The 19153-nt window shown below is 45.2% G+C and carries 18 protein-coding genes; 12 read left to right on the top strand and 6 right to left on the bottom strand.

Annotation, left to right across the window (positions count from 1 at the left end; translation table 11 throughout):
* Nucleotides 1-2 precede the first annotated feature (2 nt).
* The 9 genes from torC to ATB76_RS06435 all read left to right on the top strand — a co-directional run bounded on the left by torC (nt 3) and on the right by ATB76_RS06435 (nt 10929).
* Nucleotides 3-1187 carry a pentaheme c-type cytochrome TorC gene (gene torC, locus ATB76_RS06475; protein WP_038873660.1) on the top strand — a complete coding sequence of 395 codons (1185 nt, stop codon included), beginning with the start codon at nt 3-5 and terminating at the stop codon, nt 1185-1187.
* 25 nt (nt 1188-1212) lie between these two features.
* Entirely contained in the window at nt 1213-3675 is a 2463-nt protein-coding gene (gene torA / locus ATB76_RS06470) for a trimethylamine-N-oxide reductase TorA (protein WP_061034905.1), read from the top strand.
* 199 nt (nt 3676-3874) lie between these two features.
* Nucleotides 3875-5617 carry an alpha-galactosidase gene (locus ATB76_RS06465; RefSeq protein ID WP_061034904.1) on the top strand — a complete coding sequence of 581 codons (1743 nt, stop codon included), beginning with the start codon at nt 3875-3877 and terminating at the stop codon, nt 5615-5617.
* A 146-nt stretch (nt 5618-5763) separates the two neighbouring features.
* Nucleotides 5764-6672 carry a metal ABC transporter substrate-binding protein gene (locus ATB76_RS06460; protein WP_045407729.1) on the top strand — a complete coding sequence of 303 codons (909 nt, stop codon included), beginning with the start codon at nt 5764-5766 and terminating at the stop codon, nt 6670-6672.
* Nucleotides 6672-7526, top strand: a complete 855-nt coding sequence (locus tag ATB76_RS06455) for a manganese/iron ABC transporter ATP-binding protein (protein ID WP_061034903.1) — start codon at nt 6672-6674, stop codon at nt 7524-7526. The genes ATB76_RS06460 and ATB76_RS06455 overlap by 1 nt, the downstream gene beginning before the upstream one ends.
* A 12-nt stretch (nt 7527-7538) precedes the next feature.
* Nucleotides 7539-8447 carry a metal ABC transporter permease gene (locus ATB76_RS06450; protein ID WP_061034902.1) on the top strand — a complete coding sequence of 303 codons (909 nt, stop codon included), beginning with the start codon at nt 7539-7541 and terminating at the stop codon, nt 8445-8447.
* On the top strand, nt 8440-9294 hold the full coding sequence (locus ATB76_RS06445; RefSeq protein WP_045419771.1) for a metal ABC transporter permease: 855 nt from the start codon (nt 8440-8442) through the stop codon (nt 9292-9294). Before ATB76_RS06450 ends, ATB76_RS06445 begins: the two co-directional genes overlap by 8 nt.
* A 262-nt stretch (nt 9295-9556) precedes the next feature.
* A complete protein-coding gene (locus tag ATB76_RS06440) occupies nt 9557-10462 on the top strand; it encodes a manganese-dependent inorganic pyrophosphatase (protein WP_061034901.1) in 906 nt (301 codons plus the stop codon).
* A gap of 77 nt (nt 10463-10539) precedes the next feature.
* Entirely contained in the window at nt 10540-10929 is a 390-nt protein-coding gene (locus ATB76_RS06435) for a DUF2750 domain-containing protein (protein ID WP_005437260.1), read from the top strand.
* 93 nt (nt 10930-11022) lie between these two features.
* On the opposite strand, the gene ATB76_RS06430 is transcribed toward ATB76_RS06435, so the two are convergent.
* The 6 genes from ATB76_RS06430 to pspF form a co-directional block, all read right to left on the bottom strand.
* Nucleotides 11023-11805 carry an ABC transporter ATP-binding protein gene (locus ATB76_RS06430; RefSeq protein WP_038873635.1) on the bottom strand — a complete coding sequence of 261 codons (783 nt, stop codon included), beginning with the start codon at nt 11803-11805 and terminating at the stop codon, nt 11023-11025.
* The gene (locus tag ATB76_RS06425) at nt 11802-12797 is read right to left on the bottom strand and encodes an oligopeptide/dipeptide ABC transporter ATP-binding protein (protein WP_038873632.1); all 996 of its coding nucleotides are present in this window, start codon (nt 12795-12797) and stop codon (nt 11802-11804) included. Before ATB76_RS06425 ends, ATB76_RS06430 begins: the two co-directional genes overlap by 4 nt.
* Nucleotides 12797-13684, bottom strand: a complete 888-nt coding sequence (locus ATB76_RS06420; protein ID WP_038873629.1) for an ABC transporter permease subunit — start codon at nt 13682-13684, stop codon at nt 12797-12799. The genes ATB76_RS06425 and ATB76_RS06420 overlap by 1 nt, the downstream gene beginning before the upstream one ends.
* Entirely contained in the window at nt 13671-14633 is a 963-nt protein-coding gene (locus ATB76_RS06415; protein WP_038873626.1) for an ABC transporter permease subunit, read from the bottom strand. The genes ATB76_RS06420 and ATB76_RS06415 overlap by 14 nt, the downstream gene beginning before the upstream one ends.
* A complete protein-coding gene (gene sapA / locus ATB76_RS06410; RefSeq protein ID WP_038881421.1) occupies nt 14633-16252 on the bottom strand; it encodes an ABC transporter substrate-binding protein SapA in 1620 nt (539 codons plus the stop codon). Before sapA ends, ATB76_RS06415 begins: the two co-directional genes overlap by 1 nt.
* Nucleotides 16253-16559: 307 nt before the next feature.
* Nucleotides 16560-17570 carry a phage shock protein operon transcriptional activator gene (gene pspF / locus ATB76_RS06405; RefSeq protein WP_038881419.1) on the bottom strand — a complete coding sequence of 337 codons (1011 nt, stop codon included), beginning with the start codon at nt 17568-17570 and terminating at the stop codon, nt 16560-16562.
* A 233-nt stretch (nt 17571-17803) separates the two neighbouring features.
* On the opposite strand from pspF, the gene pspA reads away from it, so the two are divergent.
* Genes pspA through pspC form a run of 3 tightly spaced genes read left to right on the top strand, consistent with a single transcriptional unit; the run spans nt 17804 to nt 19105 of the window.
* Complete coding sequence (gene pspA, locus ATB76_RS06400; protein ID WP_038873620.1) at nt 17804-18475, top strand: phage shock protein PspA; 672 nt, start codon at nt 17804-17806, stop codon at nt 18473-18475.
* Between the two features lie 14 nt (nt 18476-18489).
* Complete coding sequence (pspB, locus tag ATB76_RS06395) at nt 18490-18723, top strand: envelope stress response membrane protein PspB (RefSeq protein WP_038873617.1); 234 nt, start codon at nt 18490-18492, stop codon at nt 18721-18723.
* Entirely contained in the window at nt 18716-19105 is a 390-nt protein-coding gene (pspC, locus tag ATB76_RS06390) for an envelope stress response membrane protein PspC (protein ID WP_038873614.1), read from the top strand. Before pspB ends, pspC begins: the two co-directional genes overlap by 8 nt.
* Nucleotides 19106-19153: the final 48 nt, after the last annotated feature.

Genomic DNA, 19153 nt, shown 5'->3' with positions numbered 1-19153 from the left:
TAATGAAATCATTAATCATTAAACTGTGGCGTACTATGACGCGCCCGGCAGTTCATATCAGCCTTGGTGTGCTGACTATGGGCGGTTTCATCGCTGGTGTTATTTTCTGGGGTGGCTTTAACACAGCCCTAGAAGCAACCAACACAGAAGAATTCTGTATCAGCTGTCACACAATGCGTGACAACGTATACGTTGAACTACAAGACACTGTTCACTGGAAAAACCACTCTGGTGTTCGTGCAACTTGTCCTGACTGTCACGTTCCTCATAACTGGACAGATAAGATCGCTCGTAAAATGCAAGCGTCTAAAGAAGTATTTGCACAAGTATTTGGTAACTACGATGAACCGGGTGTTTTTGAAGAGCGCCGTATCGAACTTGCTAAACACGAATGGGATCGTTTCTCTGCAAACAAATCTCTAGAGTGTAAAAACTGTCACAACTACGACTCTATGGATTTCGAGCAAATGTCTCCAACAGCTCGCATCCAAATGAAACAAGCTGCTGAAAAAGATCAGAGCTGTGTTGACTGTCACAAAGGCATCGCGCACAAACTACCAGCTGGCATGGACAGCATCGGTGGTATTGTTGGTGACCTAGAAGGTATGGCATCTAACACAGATTACGGTGTAGGTCAGGAGCTAGTAAGTGTTCGTCACTTACCAATCTACTTCGACGATAAAGGTGCGAAAGAAGCAGGTCTTCTAAACCCAGCATCAACAGTGAAAGTTCTTGAAGAAAAAGGCGACTACGTTGAAATCGAAATCGACGGCTGGCGTAAAGCGAAAGGCTTTGGTCGTGTAATCCAAGAAGACTTCGGTAAAAACATCGCAGTAGCTTCTCTACTTAAAGACGCTGCAACAGACGCTGACGTTGTAACGGCTGGTGAGAAGAAAGTGGATGAGCTAACAGGTCTTCCTTGGGAAAAAGTGGCTGCGAAAGTATGGATCAAGAAAGAATCTATGCTGAACGACATCACGCCTGTATGGGAAAAATCAGCAGAAGCATACAAAACAAACTGTTCAGTATGTCACACACAACCAGCTGAAGCGCACTTCGATGCGAATACTTGGCCAGGTATGTTTGACGGTATGCTAGCGTTCGTTAACCTAGATACAGACAGTGAAGCACTGATCTTGAAGTACCTACAGAAGCACTCTTCAGATTATGCTGAAGGCCACCACTAATAAGCGTCGGATTGGAGTAAATTAAATGGCTATTACACGAAGAAGTTTTCTTAAAGGTGTAGCAACCACAAGTGCAGCGTCAGTTATCGGTCCAAGCTTATTGGCTTCAGCATCTGCAAATGCAGCTGAGACTACGGGTACTTGGAAAGTAACAGGTTCACACTGGGGCGCGTTCCGCGCCCACATCTACGCGGGTAAAGTTCAAGAGATCAAACCGCTAGAACTAGATAAGAACCCAACAGAAATGTTGAACGGCATCAAGGGCATCATTTACAGCCCATCACGTGTTCGTTACCCAATGGTTCGTCTAGATTGGCTTAAAAAGCACAAATACAGCGCGGAAACGCGTGGTAACAACCGTTTCATCCGTGTTACATGGGATGAAGCTCTAGACCTGTTCTACCGTGAGCTAGAGCGAGTTCAAAAAGAATACGGTCCATGGGCTCTACACGCAGGTCAAACAGGTTGGAACCAAACTGGTGCGTTCAACAACTGTACTGCACACATGCAACGTGCGGTAGGTATGCACGGTAACTTCATCACTAAAGTAGGTGACTACTCTACTGGTGCGGGTCAAACCATCATGCCTTACGTACTTGGTTCTACAGAAGTATACGCACAAGGTACGTCTTGGTCTGAAATCCTAGAGAACTCAGACAACATCGTTCTTTGGGCAAACGACCCAGTGAAAAACCTACAGGTAGGTTGGAACTGTGAAACGCACGAGTCATTCAAGTACCTAGCGCAACTGAAAGAAAAAGTAGCGAAAGGCGAGATCAACGTTCTATCTGTAGACCCAGTTAAGAACAAGACTCAACGTTACCTAGAGAACGATCACCTATACATCAACCCGCTAACAGACGTAGCATTCATGCTTGCTGTAGCGCACGTACTGTACAACGAAGATCTGCACGACAAGAAGTTCATTGAGACTTACTGTCTAGGTTTCGAAGACTTCATCAAGTATGTTCAAGGTGAAACGAAAGACAAAGTTGTTAAGACGCCTGAGTGGGCTGCACCTATCTGTGGTGTGAAAGCGGACAAGATTCGTGAATTCGCACGCATGTTAGTAAACGGCCGTACACAAATCCTGATGGGTTGGTGTATCCAGCGTCAAGAGCACGGTGAACAACCATACTGGGCAGCTGCAGTTGTGGCAGCAATGGTTGGCCAAATCGGTCTACCAGGTGGCGGTATCTCTTACGGTCACCACTACTCAAGTATCGGTGTTCCTTCAACTGGTTTCGCGGGCCCTGGTGGCTTCCCTCGTAACTTAGATACAGGTATGAAACCGAAGTGGGATAACAACGACTTTAACGGTTACAGCCGTACTATCCCTGTTGCACGTTGGATCGACTGTCTTCTAGAGCCAGGTAAAGAAATCAACTACAACGGTGGTAAAGTTAAGCTTCCAGACTTCAAGATGATGGTGATCTCAGGTAATAACCCATGGCACCACCACCAAGATCGTAACCGCATGAAGCAAGCATTCCAAAAGCTTCAGACTGTGGTAACTATTGAGTTTGCGTGGACTGCAACATGTCGTTTCTCTGACATCGTTCTACCAGCATGTACTCAGTGGGAACGTAACGATATTGATGTATACGGTTCATACTCGAATAAAGGTTTGGTTGCTATGCACCGCCTAGTGGATCCATTGTTCCAATCTAAGCCAGATTTCCAAATCATGAGCGAGTTGACTCAACGCTTTGGTCGTCGCGACGAGTACACTCGTGGTATGAGCGAAATGGAATGGATCCGTAGCCTGTACAACGATTGTAAGAAAGCGAACGACGGTAAGTTCGAGATGCCAGAATTTGAAGAGTTCTGGGAACAAAGCGTACTAGACTTCGGTGAAGGTAAGCCTTGGGTTCGTCACGCTGACTTCCGTAAAGATCCAGAAATCAACCCACTGGGTACGCCTTCTGGCTTCATCGAGATCACTTCTCGTAAGATCGGCCGTTACGGTTACGAACACTGTCAAGAACACCCAATGTGGTTCGAGAAATCAGAACGTTCACACGGTGGCCCTGGCTCTGAAAAACACCCGTACTGGCTACAATCTTGCCACCCGGACAAGCGTCTGCACTCTCAGATGTGTGAATCTGAAGATTTCCGTGCTACTTACGCTGTTCAAGGTCGCGAGCCTGTATACATCAACCCAGCTGATGCGAAAGCAAAAGGCATTAAAGACGGTGACTTGGTACGTGTATTTAACGACCGTGGTCAACTTCTTGCTGGTGCGGTTCTAACAGACAGCTACCCACGTGGTGTTGTGCGTATCGAAGAAGGTGCATGGTACGGTCCTCTAAACGAAAAAGTTGGTGCAATCTGTACTTACGGTGACCCTAACACACTAACTCAAGATATCGGTTCTTCTGAGCTAGCACAGGCGACTTCTGCGAACACATGTATCGTAGACTTCGAGAAATTCACTGGTAAAGTTCCACCAGTGACTTCATTCGGTGGTCCAATCGAAGTTGCTTAATAACAGCACTAAGCTTTAAATGAAATACCAGCCTTCGGGCTGGTATTTTTTTAACCAAAATTTCAGTGAGCATTCTCTCAATACTTATTTGATATAATTAGGAACGATGTCGATTCGTGATGTTGATAACGATTTGGGGGAGAGAAGCAAAGGATAATGAAGGAAACAACACAATAATAATCAAGTGAGTAGATTTTCTATGGCTCAAACCATTCAATTGGCCAATCACACTGAAATAACGGTGATGGATAACGATCTTCAGTTCGAAGTCGTTGGTAACCAACTGCACTTTTCGTTTGCGGGGATTCACAACAAAACCTACAGCGAACGAGAAGTACTATTTGAAATGCCTTTCTTATATGAGCAAGGAGCGACCGTTATCGGTGACGGCTTCCAGATGCTCGCTCAAACTTCGGGCACCATTTCTCACCCCGTCGATATTGGCCGCTGTCCTGATAACAATGCGTCGTATCGAATCTATCCGGAACATGCGCCAAAACGTTACTACAACTATCTCGTTGTAGAAGATGCTGCAGGCTATACCTTGTTTGGTTTCACCTCATGTCATCGTTTTGCGGGTTATTTTGATGTTGTTCAACATGGTGATCATTGGATTCTATCTGCTGCTCTCGATGGTGAAATGACACAAGTGGCCGATTGGGCGCACAATACCCTTGAATCTGTTGCCGTTTTACGTGGTGATTCTCTGTCTGAACTCTACGCTGAATACAGTGAGATGATTGCAGAACATCACTCCGTGCGTAATGGTGTTTTACAAGATGCGCTAATTGGGTGGTGTTCTTGGTATGCGTATTATGCGGAAGTGACTGAAAATAACGTCCTAGAAAATGTTGAATGCATGCAAGATAAGCTGTCTGAGCTTGAATGGGTATTGTTGGATGATGGCTACCAAGCTTTCATGGGCGATTGGTTAATGCCTTCTGATAAGTTCTCTGGTGGTGTAAAAGAGCTTATTCATAACATTCGCGCGAAGGGCAAGAAGCCCGCGATCTGGATGGCACCATTCATTGCCCAACCAGAATCAGAAATCTTCAAAGAGCATCCTGAATGGTTTGTGCGCCACGAAGACGGAGACCTCCTGAAAGCTGAAGATGTCACCTATGGTGGTTGGCGCTGCACACCTTGGTACATTCTCGATACTTCAAACCCTGAAGTTCAAGATCACTTAACTCACGTCGTGTCTGTCATGCGAGAAGAGTGGGGTGTTGAGTTATTCAAATTAGACGCAAACTATTGGGGCACTTTAAAAGGTAAGCGCAGTCAATCGGGCGTAACCGGTGTAGAAGCCTACCGAATGGGGATGGAAGCGATCGCCAAAGGGGCAGGGGATGCATGGCTATTAGGCTGTAACGCGCCAATGTGGCCTTCTTTGGGCTTAGTCGATGCAATGCGTGTGTCTGACGATGTCGAGCGCCATAGTCATCGCTTTGAGCAAATCGCTAAGGAGACTTTCTTCCGCAGTTGGCAACATCGTAAGTTGTGGCAAATTGATCCAGATTGCGCAACGTTCACTTCATTACCTAATCAAGCCGCTTCCCGAGAAGACTATCAATTTCATCGCAATGCTCTATTAGCTTGTGGTGGCTTACTGCTTTCTGGTGATCCTTTGCCAGAGATTACGTCATTTGCGAGTAAGACACTCTCTAAACTAATGCTGCGCCAGCGTCGAAATCAAGAGGCTGCCAAGTTTACAGCGCTAGGCTTAAATCACGCATTTTTGCCGCTGACCTCCAAGAATGACCTACATTGCTTGTTTAACTACACCAATGATGAACCTATGGAATTTACCCTCACAGCCGACCAACCTACCGATTGGTACGATTTTTGGACCGGAGAAAAAATCAACCAAGAGCCGTGCCAATTATTGTTGATCAACTTAGATAAAGGATTGAATGCGAAAGCAATTGTGACGGCTGTGTAAAGGGCTGTTCAAAACGATCTCACACTTTTCATAAGATAAGAGTTAAAAACACTGTAAATGATAACTATTATCATTTACAGTGTTACTATTGGAATGTAGAATCATTCTAACTTTCAAAGTAACTTTGCCTTCTGGAGAAAACAAGGATGAGATTGAAACTTGGTGCTTTAGCCAAACCTGCAGCTGTACTTCTGTCATTATTATCATTGGGATTGAGTGCGTCAGCGGTGGCTGATGAGAAATTTAAAGTCGTGACTACCTTCACCATTATCGCTGACATGGCGAAAAATGTTGCTGGTGATGCTGCTGTTGTCGAATCCATTACGAAGCCCGACGCTGAAATCCACAATTATCAAGCTACGCCAGGAGACATTCGTCGTGCTCAAGGCGCTGACCTTATTCTTTACAATGGACTGAACCTAGAACTGTGGTTCAAGAAATTTTTCAAAAACCTGCACGATGTTCCAAGTGTGATTGTCACGGAAGGCATCAAACCAATGAGCATCGCGCAAGGCCCATACAGTGGTAAGCCCAACCCACATGCTTGGATGTCCCCAAGTGACGCGTTAATTTATGTCGACAATATTCGAGATGCTCTCGTGAAATATGACAGCGTTAATGCGGAGACTTACCAGAAGAATGCAGAAGCCTACAAAAAGCAGATCATGGACATGGTGCAGCCAATCCGTGAAAAAGTCGCTCAAATCCCAGAAGACCAACGTTGGTTAGTGACCAGTGAGGGGGCGTTCAGCTACTTAGCTCGCGATTTTGGTTTAAAAGAGCTGTACCTATGGCCAATCAATGCAGATTCACAAGGCACACCACAACAAGTTAAACGTGTCATTGATGAAGTTCGCTCCAATAAAATTCCAGCGGTCTTTAGCGAAAGTACGGTTTCTGCTAAACCAGCGCAACAAGTTGCCCGCGAGACGGGGGCGACATACGCAGGTGTCCTTTATGTTGACTCGCTAAGTAGCCAAGATGGTCCAGTCCCTACGTTTTTGGATTTATTACAAGTGACGTCTAATACAATTGTAGAGGGTCTAGAGCAGTAATGACAGGTATTAAAGTATCGGACATCAGCGTCACTTATCGTAACGGACATACCGCACTGTATGACGCGAGTTTTACACTTCCAAAAGGGTCGATTACGGCCCTTGTTGGAGTGAATGGAAGTGGTAAGTCTACGCTATTCAAATCGATCATGGGTTTTGTTCCGGTGAGCCAAGGATCGGTCGAGATCCTTGGTCTCCCTGCTAAAAAAGCACTTAAGCAAAATGTGGTAGCTTACGTTCCACAGAGTGAAGAAATTGACTGGAATTTTCCCGTATTGGTCGAAGACGTTGTCATGATGGGACGTTACGGTCATATGGGGTTGTTGCGAATTCCAAAGCAAAAAGATCATGACATGGTGACGGCCGCGCTGGATCGCGTGAACATGACGCCTTTTAGAAAACGCCAAATTGGGGAACTTTCCGGCGGTCAGAAAAAGCGAGTATTTCTGGCAAGGGCACTGGCTCAAGAGAGCGACGTTATTTTACTCGATGAACCTTTTACTGGGGTCGATGTTCAAACCGAAGATCAAATCATGGCATTGCTTCGTGAACTACGTGACGAAGGCAAAGTGATGCTGGTTTCTACCCATAACCTCGGCAGTGTTCCAGGCTTTTGTGACCGTACCGTATTGATCAATCGAACGGTATTGGCATCTGGTATGACTCGTGATGTTTTCACTCCTGAAAACCTTGAACTTGCTTTTGGTGGGGTCCTTCGTCATTTCATCCTTGGCGGTAAAGACCTTCATGAAGACGATGATGAACGTAAGCTGACAGTCCTTTCAGATCACGAGCGTCCGGTCGTGATGTATGGCGAGCAGCAAGCGGTACCTGTTTCTAGAGTTGAGAAGTAAGGAGTTCATTTAATGGATTATTTACTTGAACCATTTCACTACGGCTACATGGTAAATGCGATGTGGGTGAGTGCGCTTATCGGTGGTGTTTGTGGCTTTTTATCGACATACCTGATGCTCAAGGGCTGGTCATTGATTGGTGATGCATTGTCTCACTCGATTGTTCCCGGTGTTGCTGGAGCTTACATGCTTGGTCTGCCATTTGCCTTTGGTGCGTTTCTATCTGGCGGTCTTGCAGCCGCAGGAATGTTGTTTTTAAGCCAAAGAAGTAAATTAAAAGAAGATGCTATTATAGGCCTGATTTTTACCTCCTTCTTTGGGTTGGGTTTATTTCTTGTCTCTTTGTTTCCTGCCGCGGTTAACATTCAAACCATCGTCTTAGGCAACGTATTGGCCATCACACCAACGGATACGTTTCAGCTAGTCATAATCGGGGGTATATCGCTGGCAATATTACTTGTCAAATGGAAGGATCTAATGGTGGTTTTCTTCGATGAAAATCACGCACAGAGTGTTGGCCTGAATCCAACCAAGCTTAAAGTACTATTCTTTACACTTCTTAGTGCCTGTACGGTTGCAGCGCTACAAACGGTAGGGGCGTTTTTGGTGATTGCCATGGTAGTGATTCCAGGGGCTACGGCTTACCTAATGACCGACCGATTCTCTAGGGTGATCGTTTATGCCTTTATCATTGGTGCATTGAGTTCGTTTTTAGGCGCTTATATTAGCTACTACATCGATGGTGCGACAGGTGGAATCATTGTGCTACTGCAAACTGCTTGCTTCTTAACTGCGTTTGTCTTTGCTCCTAAACATGGACAAATCGCCATTAGGCGTAAAAGTAAGCAACAATTGACACGAAAACAGCGTGATGGATCTTCAACCATTCCAATGATGAGTAAGGAGCAAAAAAATGCTTGATACTCTCGTTATGCCATTTACGTTCACCTTCATGCAGCAGGCTTTCTTAATCGTCTTGTTGGTTGCTATTCCCACGGCTTTGCTCTCGTGCTTTCTTGTATTGAAAGGATGGTCATTGATGGGCGATGCCATCGCGCACTCCATTTTACCCGGTGTTGTTATTGCTTATATCTTGGCGATTCCATACACAGTTGGTGCGTTTGCTGCGGGCATTTTCTGTGCTCTTTCTACGGGGTACTTGAAAGAAAACAGCCGTATTAAAGAAGACACTATCATGGGTGTTGTCTTCTCCGCTATGTTTGCGTTGGGCCTTGTTTTAATGACCAAAGTTGAGGTTGGCGTTCATTTAGACCATATCTTATTTGGTGATGCTTTAGGGGTAAGTTGGGCCGATATTATCGAAGCGGCGATTGTTGCTTTGCTGGTGGTTCTTTTTGCCGTGTTCAAGGGTAAAGACCTTCTGGTGTTTGTTTTTGACCACCAGCATGCCCAAGCAATTGGCTTGCCTGTTAAGTTCCTGCACTATGGTTTGTTATCGCTTCTGTCCCTGGCTATTGTGGCAGCTTTAAAGGCGGTGGGGATGATCTTAGTGATTGCGATGCTTATTGCTCCAGGCGCCACGGCATTTTTGCTAACACGCCGATTCCATAGCATGGTGTTATTAGCATTGTGTATCTCGTTACTCAGCGCGTTTTTGGGTGTTTATCTGAGTTTCTTTATTGATAGCGCACCAGCGCCAACCATTATCCTGATCATGACGCTCAAGTTTATCTGTGTTTTTTGTTACACAAGTTATAAGAACCAAAAAGTGGAAGTGAGATCCGGTGATACTGTGAAGCAGTTTTAAGCTACCTCTCTTCTAAAGCCCAAGCGTTAAACTGCTTGGGCTTTTTCGTTTGTTACGATTAAAGCGGTTTAGTGCTGCAATTCATGCTGCTCAGCTTGTTGGTCGAAGCTATTGAGCCTTTTTTACGTTTTGAAATTAGGACAAAAGCAAAATTTCAGGTAAAGTATCGGCCTTTGTGAGCAAACCCGCTTCCAAGGTGTCATTCACTATGCAATACACCCCCGTTCGGAAGCGCATCAAACTGACTTGAATAGGAAGAAACATGATTCTAGTTGTAGGTCATAAGAACCCAGACAGTGACAGCATCTGTAGTGCACTAGTTGCAACTGAACTTCTACAGGCGCGTGGCGTTGAAGCAATGCCAATCCGCCAAGGCGAAATTAACCGTGAAACTCAGCACATCCTAGAAGTAGCTAGCGCAGAAGTTCCTGAGCTACGTACTTCAGTAGCGGGTGAAACAGTTTGGCTAGTAGACTACTCAGATCTAGCGCAAGCACCAGACGATATTGCTGAAGCAGAAGTTGCAGGTATTGTTGACCACCACCGTCTAGGTGACGTGATGACAGTAAACCCAATGGAAGCATGGATCTGGCCTGTTGGTTGTACTAACACAGTACTGTTCAACATGTTCAAGATTGAAGGTCACGAGATCAAGCCTCAAATCGCTAAACTAATGATGTCAGCTATTCTTTCTGACACTGTAGGTTTCGCTTCTCCAACTTGTACTCAAAAAGACAAAGATGCTGTAGCTGAGCTAGCGGCTATTGCGGACGTACAAGATGTTGATGCATTCACTAAAGATCTTCTAATCGCTAAGACAAACATCGAAGGTCTATCTGCGGCTGAACTTGTTGAAAAAGACCTGAAAGGTTACCCATTCAACGGTCGTGATGTAGTAGTAGGTCAGGTTGAACTTGCGACTCTAGACCAAGTTGACGGCATGATCGAAGCACTAGAAGCGGATCTAGAAGCACGTTGTGCAAACGACAACCTAGCATTTGCTGCTGTTATGCTAACAGACATCACTACTGCGCAAACTCGTCTTCTTTACAAAGGTGAGTGGGCTGAGAAGCTTGCTAAGCACGAAAAAGACGGCATGCTAATGATGGAAAACACTCTAAGCCGTAAGAAGCAAGGCTGGCCTTGGCTTCAAACTGAGCTTGTGTAATTTCATTATTACCAACGTATACTTTAAATGCCCGCCGATAGGTGGGCATTTTTCTATGGGAAAATAGGAGACGAGAAATGTCCGAAGCATTAACCCAAGAGCAGATGGATACCATCAACCGCTACAATGAAGAGCAGCGTTTGAAATACTGTGTGAAAGAGATTGTCGCAAACCGCAAAGTGTGGATTCTAAAGGATGAACACGGCTGTGTGATGCTGAACACCGAAGACGACGATTGTGTTCCAGTATGGCCAAATGAAGAATTCGCACAGCAATGGGCGACGGGTGATTGGGAAGAGTGCGAGCCAGAAGCGATCTCACTGAACAAATGGCACAGTCGCTGGACATCGGGTCTAGAAGATGACGAACTGTCTGTTGTGGTGTTCCCAAACCAAAATGAAGAAGGCGTCGTGCTGTTTCCTGACGAGTTTGATTTCGAGCTTCGTAAACAAGAGAGCCGTCGTTAATTGACGTGTTTATCATCAACTGTATAGATACGTTAAAGCCTGCTGTGATAGCAGGCTTTTTGTTTTTTGATCACTGTCAGTGTTTGTCGACTTTTAGTGAGTTGGAGCTTTATAGAAGTGGCTTTCCACCAGACGCTGGGTAATCGCATGCTCTGGGTTGGTGAGTACTTGATTGGTTTCACCAAATTCTACTACTTCACCTTCGTGCATAACCATGACCTTATCAGTAATGTGCTTCACTATGCCGATATGCTGTGATACGTAAACGAAAGACAAGCCCATCTCTTCTTGTAATTCTAGGAAGAGATTAATGATTTGCGAGCGCATCGCCATGTCTAAACCGTTTAATGCCTCATCGGCAACAATGATGGAAGGTTGTAGAATCAAAGCACGAGCAAGACACACACGCTGTTTCTGACCTGCTGCTAGCATTTGAGGATAGAAGTAAGCATGCTCCGGAAGCAAACCCACACGAAGTAAGGTTTCTTTTACACGTTTCATGCGTGCGTCTGGTGGCATGTTCGTGTTTCGCTTTAACGGACCTTCCAAGATTCGACCAATCTGAATGCGCGGATTCAATGAGGTATTTGGATCTTGAAAAATCATGCGGATCAGCTTACAACGCGTCGAATAGTCTTTGTGTTCTAAGCGCTCACCATTAACGCGAATCTCCCCAGAGCTTGGTTCGACAACGCCAGCAAGCATGCGCGCTAACGTTGACTTGCCAGAGCCATTTTGACCAATAAAGCCGATAGTTTGTCCAGGCTCTAAGGAAAAGCTCACCGGCTTAACTGCTTCTTTGACTGTGCGTTTAAACAGACCAGAGCGCGTGACGAACTGTTTCGATAGGTTATCGACTTCAAGCAACGCACTCATGAATGTTTCTCCGTATTCAGTGGGAAGTGACAGCTAAATTTATGGTTTTTGATACGTTTAGTATGTGGAATTTCGACGCATTGCCTCTGAGCATAAGGGCAACGAGGTCCTAAGCGACAACCGATCGGCAGATGCTGAAGTGGAGGGATAGAACCCGGTAGAGATTGCAGCTTTTGCTTGTGCGGAATCCAGTCGTTAAAGTCAGGCATGGCTTTAAGCAGTGCCGCAGTATAAGGGTGCTTGGGAGCGGCGACCAACTTCTCTGTATCAGCTGATTCAACGGACTGCCCACAGTACATTACCGTAATGCGATTTGCCCACTGAGTAATAGTGGTTAAGTCGTGACCAATCAGCACAATCGTTGTGTTGTTGAGTTGGTTCATGCGGCTCAGCAAACGCAGAATTTGAGATTGAGTAATCGGGTCTAGATCGTTGGTTGGCTCATCAGCAATCAAGATTTTTGGCTTGGTTGCAATCGCCATCGCAATCATGACTTTTTGACATTCACCATCGGTCAACTCATAAGGATAACTGCCCATCAAACGACGGTGATCTTTGATACCCACTTTATGGAGTAGGGCAACTGCTTGCTTCCTGCGCCACTTGAAGCGCTCCCACCATTTACCTTCAAACGATCGAGAAGGGATGGATTCAATTAACTGTCTTCCGACTTCTTCTGACGGATCTAAACAAGTCGATGGCTCTTGGAAAATCATCGCAATGTCACGTGCAATCACACGGCGGCGCTCTTTTGGCGTTAGCTGAAGCAGATCAATATTGCCAAGACGCATTCGGTCTGCGGTCACTTTCCAGTTGTCTTTACAAACACCCACGATAGCCTTTGCAACCAAACTCTTACCGGAACCAGATTCACCAACCAGACCACGAATTTCACCTTCATTCAAGGTAATGCTCATGCGATCAACGGCTTTGACTAAGCCCGATGGTGTTTCAATTTCAATGGTTAAATGTCGAATATCTAATAATGGCATTATTCGATCCCCGCATTGAGTGCTTGGCGTACACCTTCACCCACTAAGTTTAGAACAACAACGGTAAACATAATGGTCAGACCCGGTAAGGTAACGGTCCAAGGTGCGATGTATATCAGTTCAACAGAGTCACCCAAGATCGCACCCCATTCCGTACTTGGTGCTTGTGCGCCTAAACCTAGGAAACCAAGCGCAGTGATATCTAGAATGGCGACCGAGAGTGCCAGGGTTATTTCTGCAGCGATGACTGTTAATACGTTCGGTAGAATCGAGTTCCAAAGCAAGTAGAAGTCGTTAGCGCCATCCAAACGGGCAGCCATGATGTAGTCTTTTTCGACTTCGGTGTGCACGGCGATGTAAACCGAGCGGATAAAGCGTGGAATTAAAGCCAGACAGATCGCCAAAAGGATATTGAACTCACCAAAGCCCAAAAACGCCACAAAGATAATCGCCAGCAGTAATGATGGAATGGACATGACTGTGTCGAGCAAGTGGTTAAGCGTACTGGATAACAGACCTTTGGTCATGCCCGCTAACACACCAATTATACAGCCGATGAATGCGGCAATAGCAGTAATTGCTACGGCAGCACCAAAGGTGAGCTGAGAGCCCATAATTAAACGAGATAAGATATCGCGACCTAGGTCGTCAGTTCCTAAAAAGTAATCGACGGTTCCGGCTGGTGCCCACGAAGGCGGCACTAACAATTCGCCAGATTGAGCTTGTGGATCGTAAGGCGCTAAAATAGGGGCCAATATGGTGATTAAGACAATAAAGCCAAGGCACCAAAGACCAAACATTGCCAAACTGTTCGCGCGGTAACTGCGCCAGAATCGTTCAAACTGGGTTGGAATGCGCTCTTCCTGATAAACGTTATTTGTTAGCATACCATTCCTTTCTCACCAGAGGGTTAATCATGGCACCAATCAGATCCGATAGGATATTGGCGGTTAAAACAAGCGTCGCTAACACCATGACACCTGCTTGGATGGAAGCGTAATCTTGATTTGCAAGTGCATCCAATAACCAACGCCCAATGCCCGGCCAGTTAAAGATAGATTCTGTGATGATCGCCAAGGTAATCATGCTCGAAAGCTGAACGCCAACTTTTGGGATGATAGGCGGAATCGCATTCCGAAGAACGTGTTGAGTGACGATCTCACGGTTGGATAAACCTTTGATTCGTGCGGCACGAATGTAGTTTTGACTCATCACTTCTGCCACTGATGCACGCATCAAGCCAATGACTTGTGTTGTTGGTGTCAATGCGAGAACCAAACAAGGCAGGATCATATGCTCAATCACGCTTTGTAACGCGTGAGCACGGTATTCACCTTTGGCCATAAAGGCATCAATAATTGCAAAGCCTGTTACGTGGTCAATTTCGTAAAGTAAGTCATAACGACCCGCCACAGGGAATACGTGGTATTGCAGAGAGAAGACCATAATCAGCATCAGGGCAACCCAGAAGATTGGCGCCGAATACCCTGACATAGAGACAAATGAGATGCTGGTGTCTAGCCACTTGCCTTGTTTCATGCCTGCTACGGTCCCCAAAGGAATACCAATTAATAGTGAAACAACGAAGGCGAAGAAACACAACTCTAACGTCGCAGGGAATACGACCGCGAGCTCATCATAGATTGGGTTCCCATTCTTACTGATACCAAAATTAAGATGTGAAAGCTCAACAAGGTAGCTTTGCCAGCCTGACCAAAACTCCACGTTTGCCCAGTGTGATGTCGGATCAAGACGTAGCAAAGAGAAGCCCACTAAAGTGAGGATCATCAAAGTGATGACAAAGAGATTAAGACGTCTTACGGCGTACCAAAACATTAATGAACTCTCTCAACTTTATCAAAAGGTTGTGCATTGAAAGGGCTCGATTTAAAGCCTTTCAACGATTTATCGTGCACACGGAATTGAACGCCGTGAGCTAATGGAATGACAGGAAACTCTTCATTGAGAATATTCTGCGCTTGGCGATACAAGTTTAAACGATAACGTTGTTGCTCGGTTTCTAATGCCAGATCCAACAAGAAATCGAAGTCGTCGTTACACCACATGGAAACGTTAAGGCCAACACGTTCAGATTCACAAGAAAGCAGAGGACGGAAGAAGTTATCAGGATCGCCCGTATCACCAATCCAACCTGTTAGCAGTAAGTCAACATTATTGATGTTTTCGAGCTGAGTTCGTTCAAAGCGATCATCGGTTAGTAGTCGTACTTCGACGCCGATATCAGCAAAGTTCGCCTGAATCAACTCCGCGGTTTTACGTGGACTTGGATTGAAGGCTCTAGGTTCTAGCGGCACCCACATGGTTAATTGCAGACCTTTCTCATACCCAGCTTCTCGCAGCAACGCCAATGCGTAATTACGATCATAACGGATCTTCACGCTGTCTTTCTGGTATGCCCATGAGTTCGGCGGCAGTAGTGTATAAGCTTGAGTACCCGTGCCGTAATATACGGAATCAAGGATATTTTGGCGGTTGATCGCAAGGTTGAGAGCTTGACGAACTCGTGCATCTTTCAGTGCCGGATGACCAGTATTAATCGCGATAAAAGAGACGTTATTAGCAGGCGTTGCGGTTAATTCAAGGTGCTCGGTTTCTTGTATGATTGGAATTTGGCTAGAGATTGGCGAAGCAAGTACATCACATTCATTGCGTAATAGTTTTGCCAACGTGCCAGTACCACGATGTGAAATATCAAACACGACCTGTTCCATTTTCGCCGGCGTTTTCCAGTATTTAGGGTGACGCTCTAAACGAATCAAATCATTCACTTGGTATTCTTTTAACTGGTAAGGACCGGTACCGATAGGTAACAAGTCAATTTGTTCTTTTTCGTCTTTGGCCGCAAGTTGTTGCCCATATTCTGCTGACAGCAGCACGGCGTGACTGGTGGCAATATTGGCTAAAAAGGCAAAGTTAGGTTGAGAGAGAACAAACTTAACGGTGTGGTCATCAAGAGCAATCACATCTTGCACGAGATTTTGGAAGTCTAAACCTGCAAACCATGGATAAAAACCACCACCGACGTCGTGAAACGGATGGTCTACATCAATGATTCGCTTAAAGCTGAATACCACATCTTGTGCATTAAATGGACGAGAAGGGGAGAACCAAGGAGTTTTTTGAAATTGCACGTCCTGCTTTAAGTTAAAGGTGTATTCCGTACCTTCCTCATTTACAGACCACTTTTCTGCAAGGTTTGCAACTGGTTGGTGAGATTTAGGATCGAGTGTAAGCAGCGTATCGTATAGCTGAGGGCTAAGTGCTTCGGCAGTGATGCCGCTGTCAATGAGCTGAGGGTTAAACGTGGTTGGCTTACCCTGCCCACAAAACACAAATCCATTCTCACGAATATCATTGTGATCGATTTCGTCACCACAAGCGGTGAGTAAGCTAATCCCGATAAGGCTCAGCGATAGTTTGATAAAAGCTTTCATAATATGAAATTGTCATTGGATCTTGCTTGTTTCTATGCGGTTGAAGGCGAAGAGTGACAAGCGAAAATGATCCCGCTAATTTATCATCTTTGCTAACTCGCTCCAAATACAAAATCGTTGAGTCGCAGGGTGTTAGATCAAATTACCGCATCATTTACTGATAATGACCAAATTTGCCTCTTGAGTGCTCGCTACTATGTATTATTCCAGTCGTCATGAAGTTCCGCTCAAATCCCCTACTTCGATAAAGGGGGCTGTGTTTTAGTATAGTGAGCGATTTAAGGATGATGCCATTCACGTCAAAGACTTAGCTTTGTCCAACCAATCCGTATTTTCTTACCATCCCCCTAAGTTGATGGTAACTGAGTCCAAGTAAGTCCGCTGCTTGTCGTTGATTAAATTTGGCCTCTTCTAATGCGCGGTTAAGAAGAGTGATGTCTTGTTCTTCTTGCCACTGCTTATAATCCAGCGGGAAGTTAATTGTTGGACCAACATGAGGTTGCTCCGTTTCCTGCTCTCCTTGCTCTGCAGAATGACCAAGTGCGTTTTCCCAACCGGTTTCAAATGGATTAAACACCAAGTACTCGATTGGATCGGCATTGAGTCCGTGGCGATAAATAGCTCGCTCTATTACGTTCTTGAGTTCACGCACATTACCAGGCCAAGCGTAATCTAATAGAGACTGTTGTGCTTCTTCTGTAAAGCCAACAAAGTACTCCAGTTGCAATTCACGACACATTTTTATGGCGTAGTGCTCGGCGAGAGAAAGAATGTCTTCTTTGCGTTCTCGCAAGGGTGGCAACATGATCACATCAAAGGCCAGTCGGTCGAGCAAGTCCGCGCGAAAATCACCGCGCTCTGCCAATTGTGGAAGGTCAGCGTTGGTAGCACAAACCAAACGAACGTCTGCAGTTAATGCGGTATGGCCGCCTACACGCTCATACTCGCCGTATTCGATTACTCGCAATAGTTTTTCTTGTACCAAAAGCGGGGCTGTCGCGAGTTCATCGAGGAAAAGCGTGCCCCCTTCAGCCCGCTCAAAGCGTCCCTTGTGTTTCCCTTTCGAACCAGTAAATGAACCAGATTCATGGCCAAAAAGTTCAGAATCAATCAAGCCTTCGCTTAATGTCGCACAGTTTAGAGAAAGCAGTGGCTTATCCCAACGTCTTGATAAATAGTGTAAACGTTGTGCTATGAGTTCTTTACCTGTGCCTCGTTCTCCGATTATGAGGACCGGTCGTTCAATCGGCGCGATTTGTGATACTTTATCTAACACAGAGAGAAAGGCGGGTGATTCACCGATTAGGTTCTGCTTCATAAAGTCCTTCTTATTTTTTATCTGACCATGATTTACAGTATTGAAGTTGGTGAAATTTACCAACTGTTGGTAAAAAACATCATAGCATATCAGTGTGCTACAACAACAAAATGATTAACTCGTTGTTTAGTAAAGGAAAACAAAGTTGGCATGCTACTTGATATAGGTAAAGGGAGACACAAGGTAAATGACCACCTTGTCGAGTTTAAATAGGAAGAAAGAGGAGTTCCGTTATGGGTATTTTTTCTCGTTTTGCAGATATCGTTAACTCAAACATCAGTGCATTGCTAGACAAGGCGGAAGATCCTGAAAAAATGATCCGTCTTATCATTCAAGAAATGGAAGACACACTTGTTGAAGTGCGTACCAACTCGGCTAAAGCGATTGCAGACAAAAAAGAGTTGGCTCGCAAAGTGGAAGCACTAGAAGAGCAAATTACTGAGTGGGGCCAAAAAGCGAGCCTTGCACTAGTAAAAGAGCGTGAAGATTTAGCGCGTGCCGCTTTGATTGAAAAGCAGAAACTTGAGCACGTAATTAAAGGCCTTCACACTGAGCAAACACTCGTTGAAGAAACCATCGAAAAATTGACAGGTGAAATCGGTAAGTTGGAAGCCAAAATTACAGAAACTCGAGCGAAGCAACAAGCGCTTGCGATTCGTAACCAAACGGCTTCTAACCGACGTGATGTTCAAAAACAATTGCACGCAGGTCGTACAAACGAAGCGATGGCAAAGTTTGAACAATACTCTCGTAAAATTGATGAGATGGAAGCAGAAGCGGATCTTTACGCAAAGACTGGTAATGCTAAATCGTTAGACCAAGAGTTTGCAGAGCTGCAAGCACAAGATGAAATTGAAAAAGAGTTGGCAAAACTGAAAGAACAGATGTCATCGAACGATAAATAAGAAAGGAGCCATTCATGTCGACATTTATTATTACTGGACCATTGATTGTCTTTTTAATCTTTGTCGCTCCACTATGGCTCTTCTTACACTATCGCAGCAAACGCAAAGCAGATAGTGCACTGTCGGGCCAAGATCTAGAGCGTCTTCAGGTACTGTCTGAAAAAGCGGAGGCGATGCAATCTCGCGTTGAAACATTGGAGCGTATCTTAGATGCAGAATCCCCAACGTGGAGACGAAAGTATGATTAAACGAGAGCTGTATCGCGACCCTGTTAATGGCAAAATCTCCGGTGTGTGTGCCGGAGTCGCGAATTACTTTGGTGCGGAAGTTTGGTTGATTCGGATCGTCGTGATATCGGCAGCCTTACTTGGTGGTACTTTTCTCGTGTTGCTGGCTTATATTGCAATGACATTCATGTTGGAAAAGCAGCCCGTAACTTATACTGAGAATATCAAGTCACGCCAAGAGCATACGTTGAAGAGCAAACCATGGCAGAAAGGCCAGAGCCCAGACCAACTGTTGAGTGTTTTAGAAAGTGACTTTAGCCGCCTTGATGGAAAAATCCGTAGTATGGAAGCGTATGTCACTTCCGACGCATATCGCGTAAACAGAGAATTTAATAAACTCTGATAATTAATTATGATTTTATTGATAAAGCAGGCTTCGGCCTGCTTTATT

This window comes from Vibrio sp. MOR3 (genome assembly GCF_001557775.1).
Lineage (GTDB): Bacteria > Pseudomonadota > Gammaproteobacteria > Enterobacterales > Vibrionaceae > Vibrio > Vibrio jasicida.
This window is presented reverse-complemented; position numbering and strand designations above follow the sequence as displayed.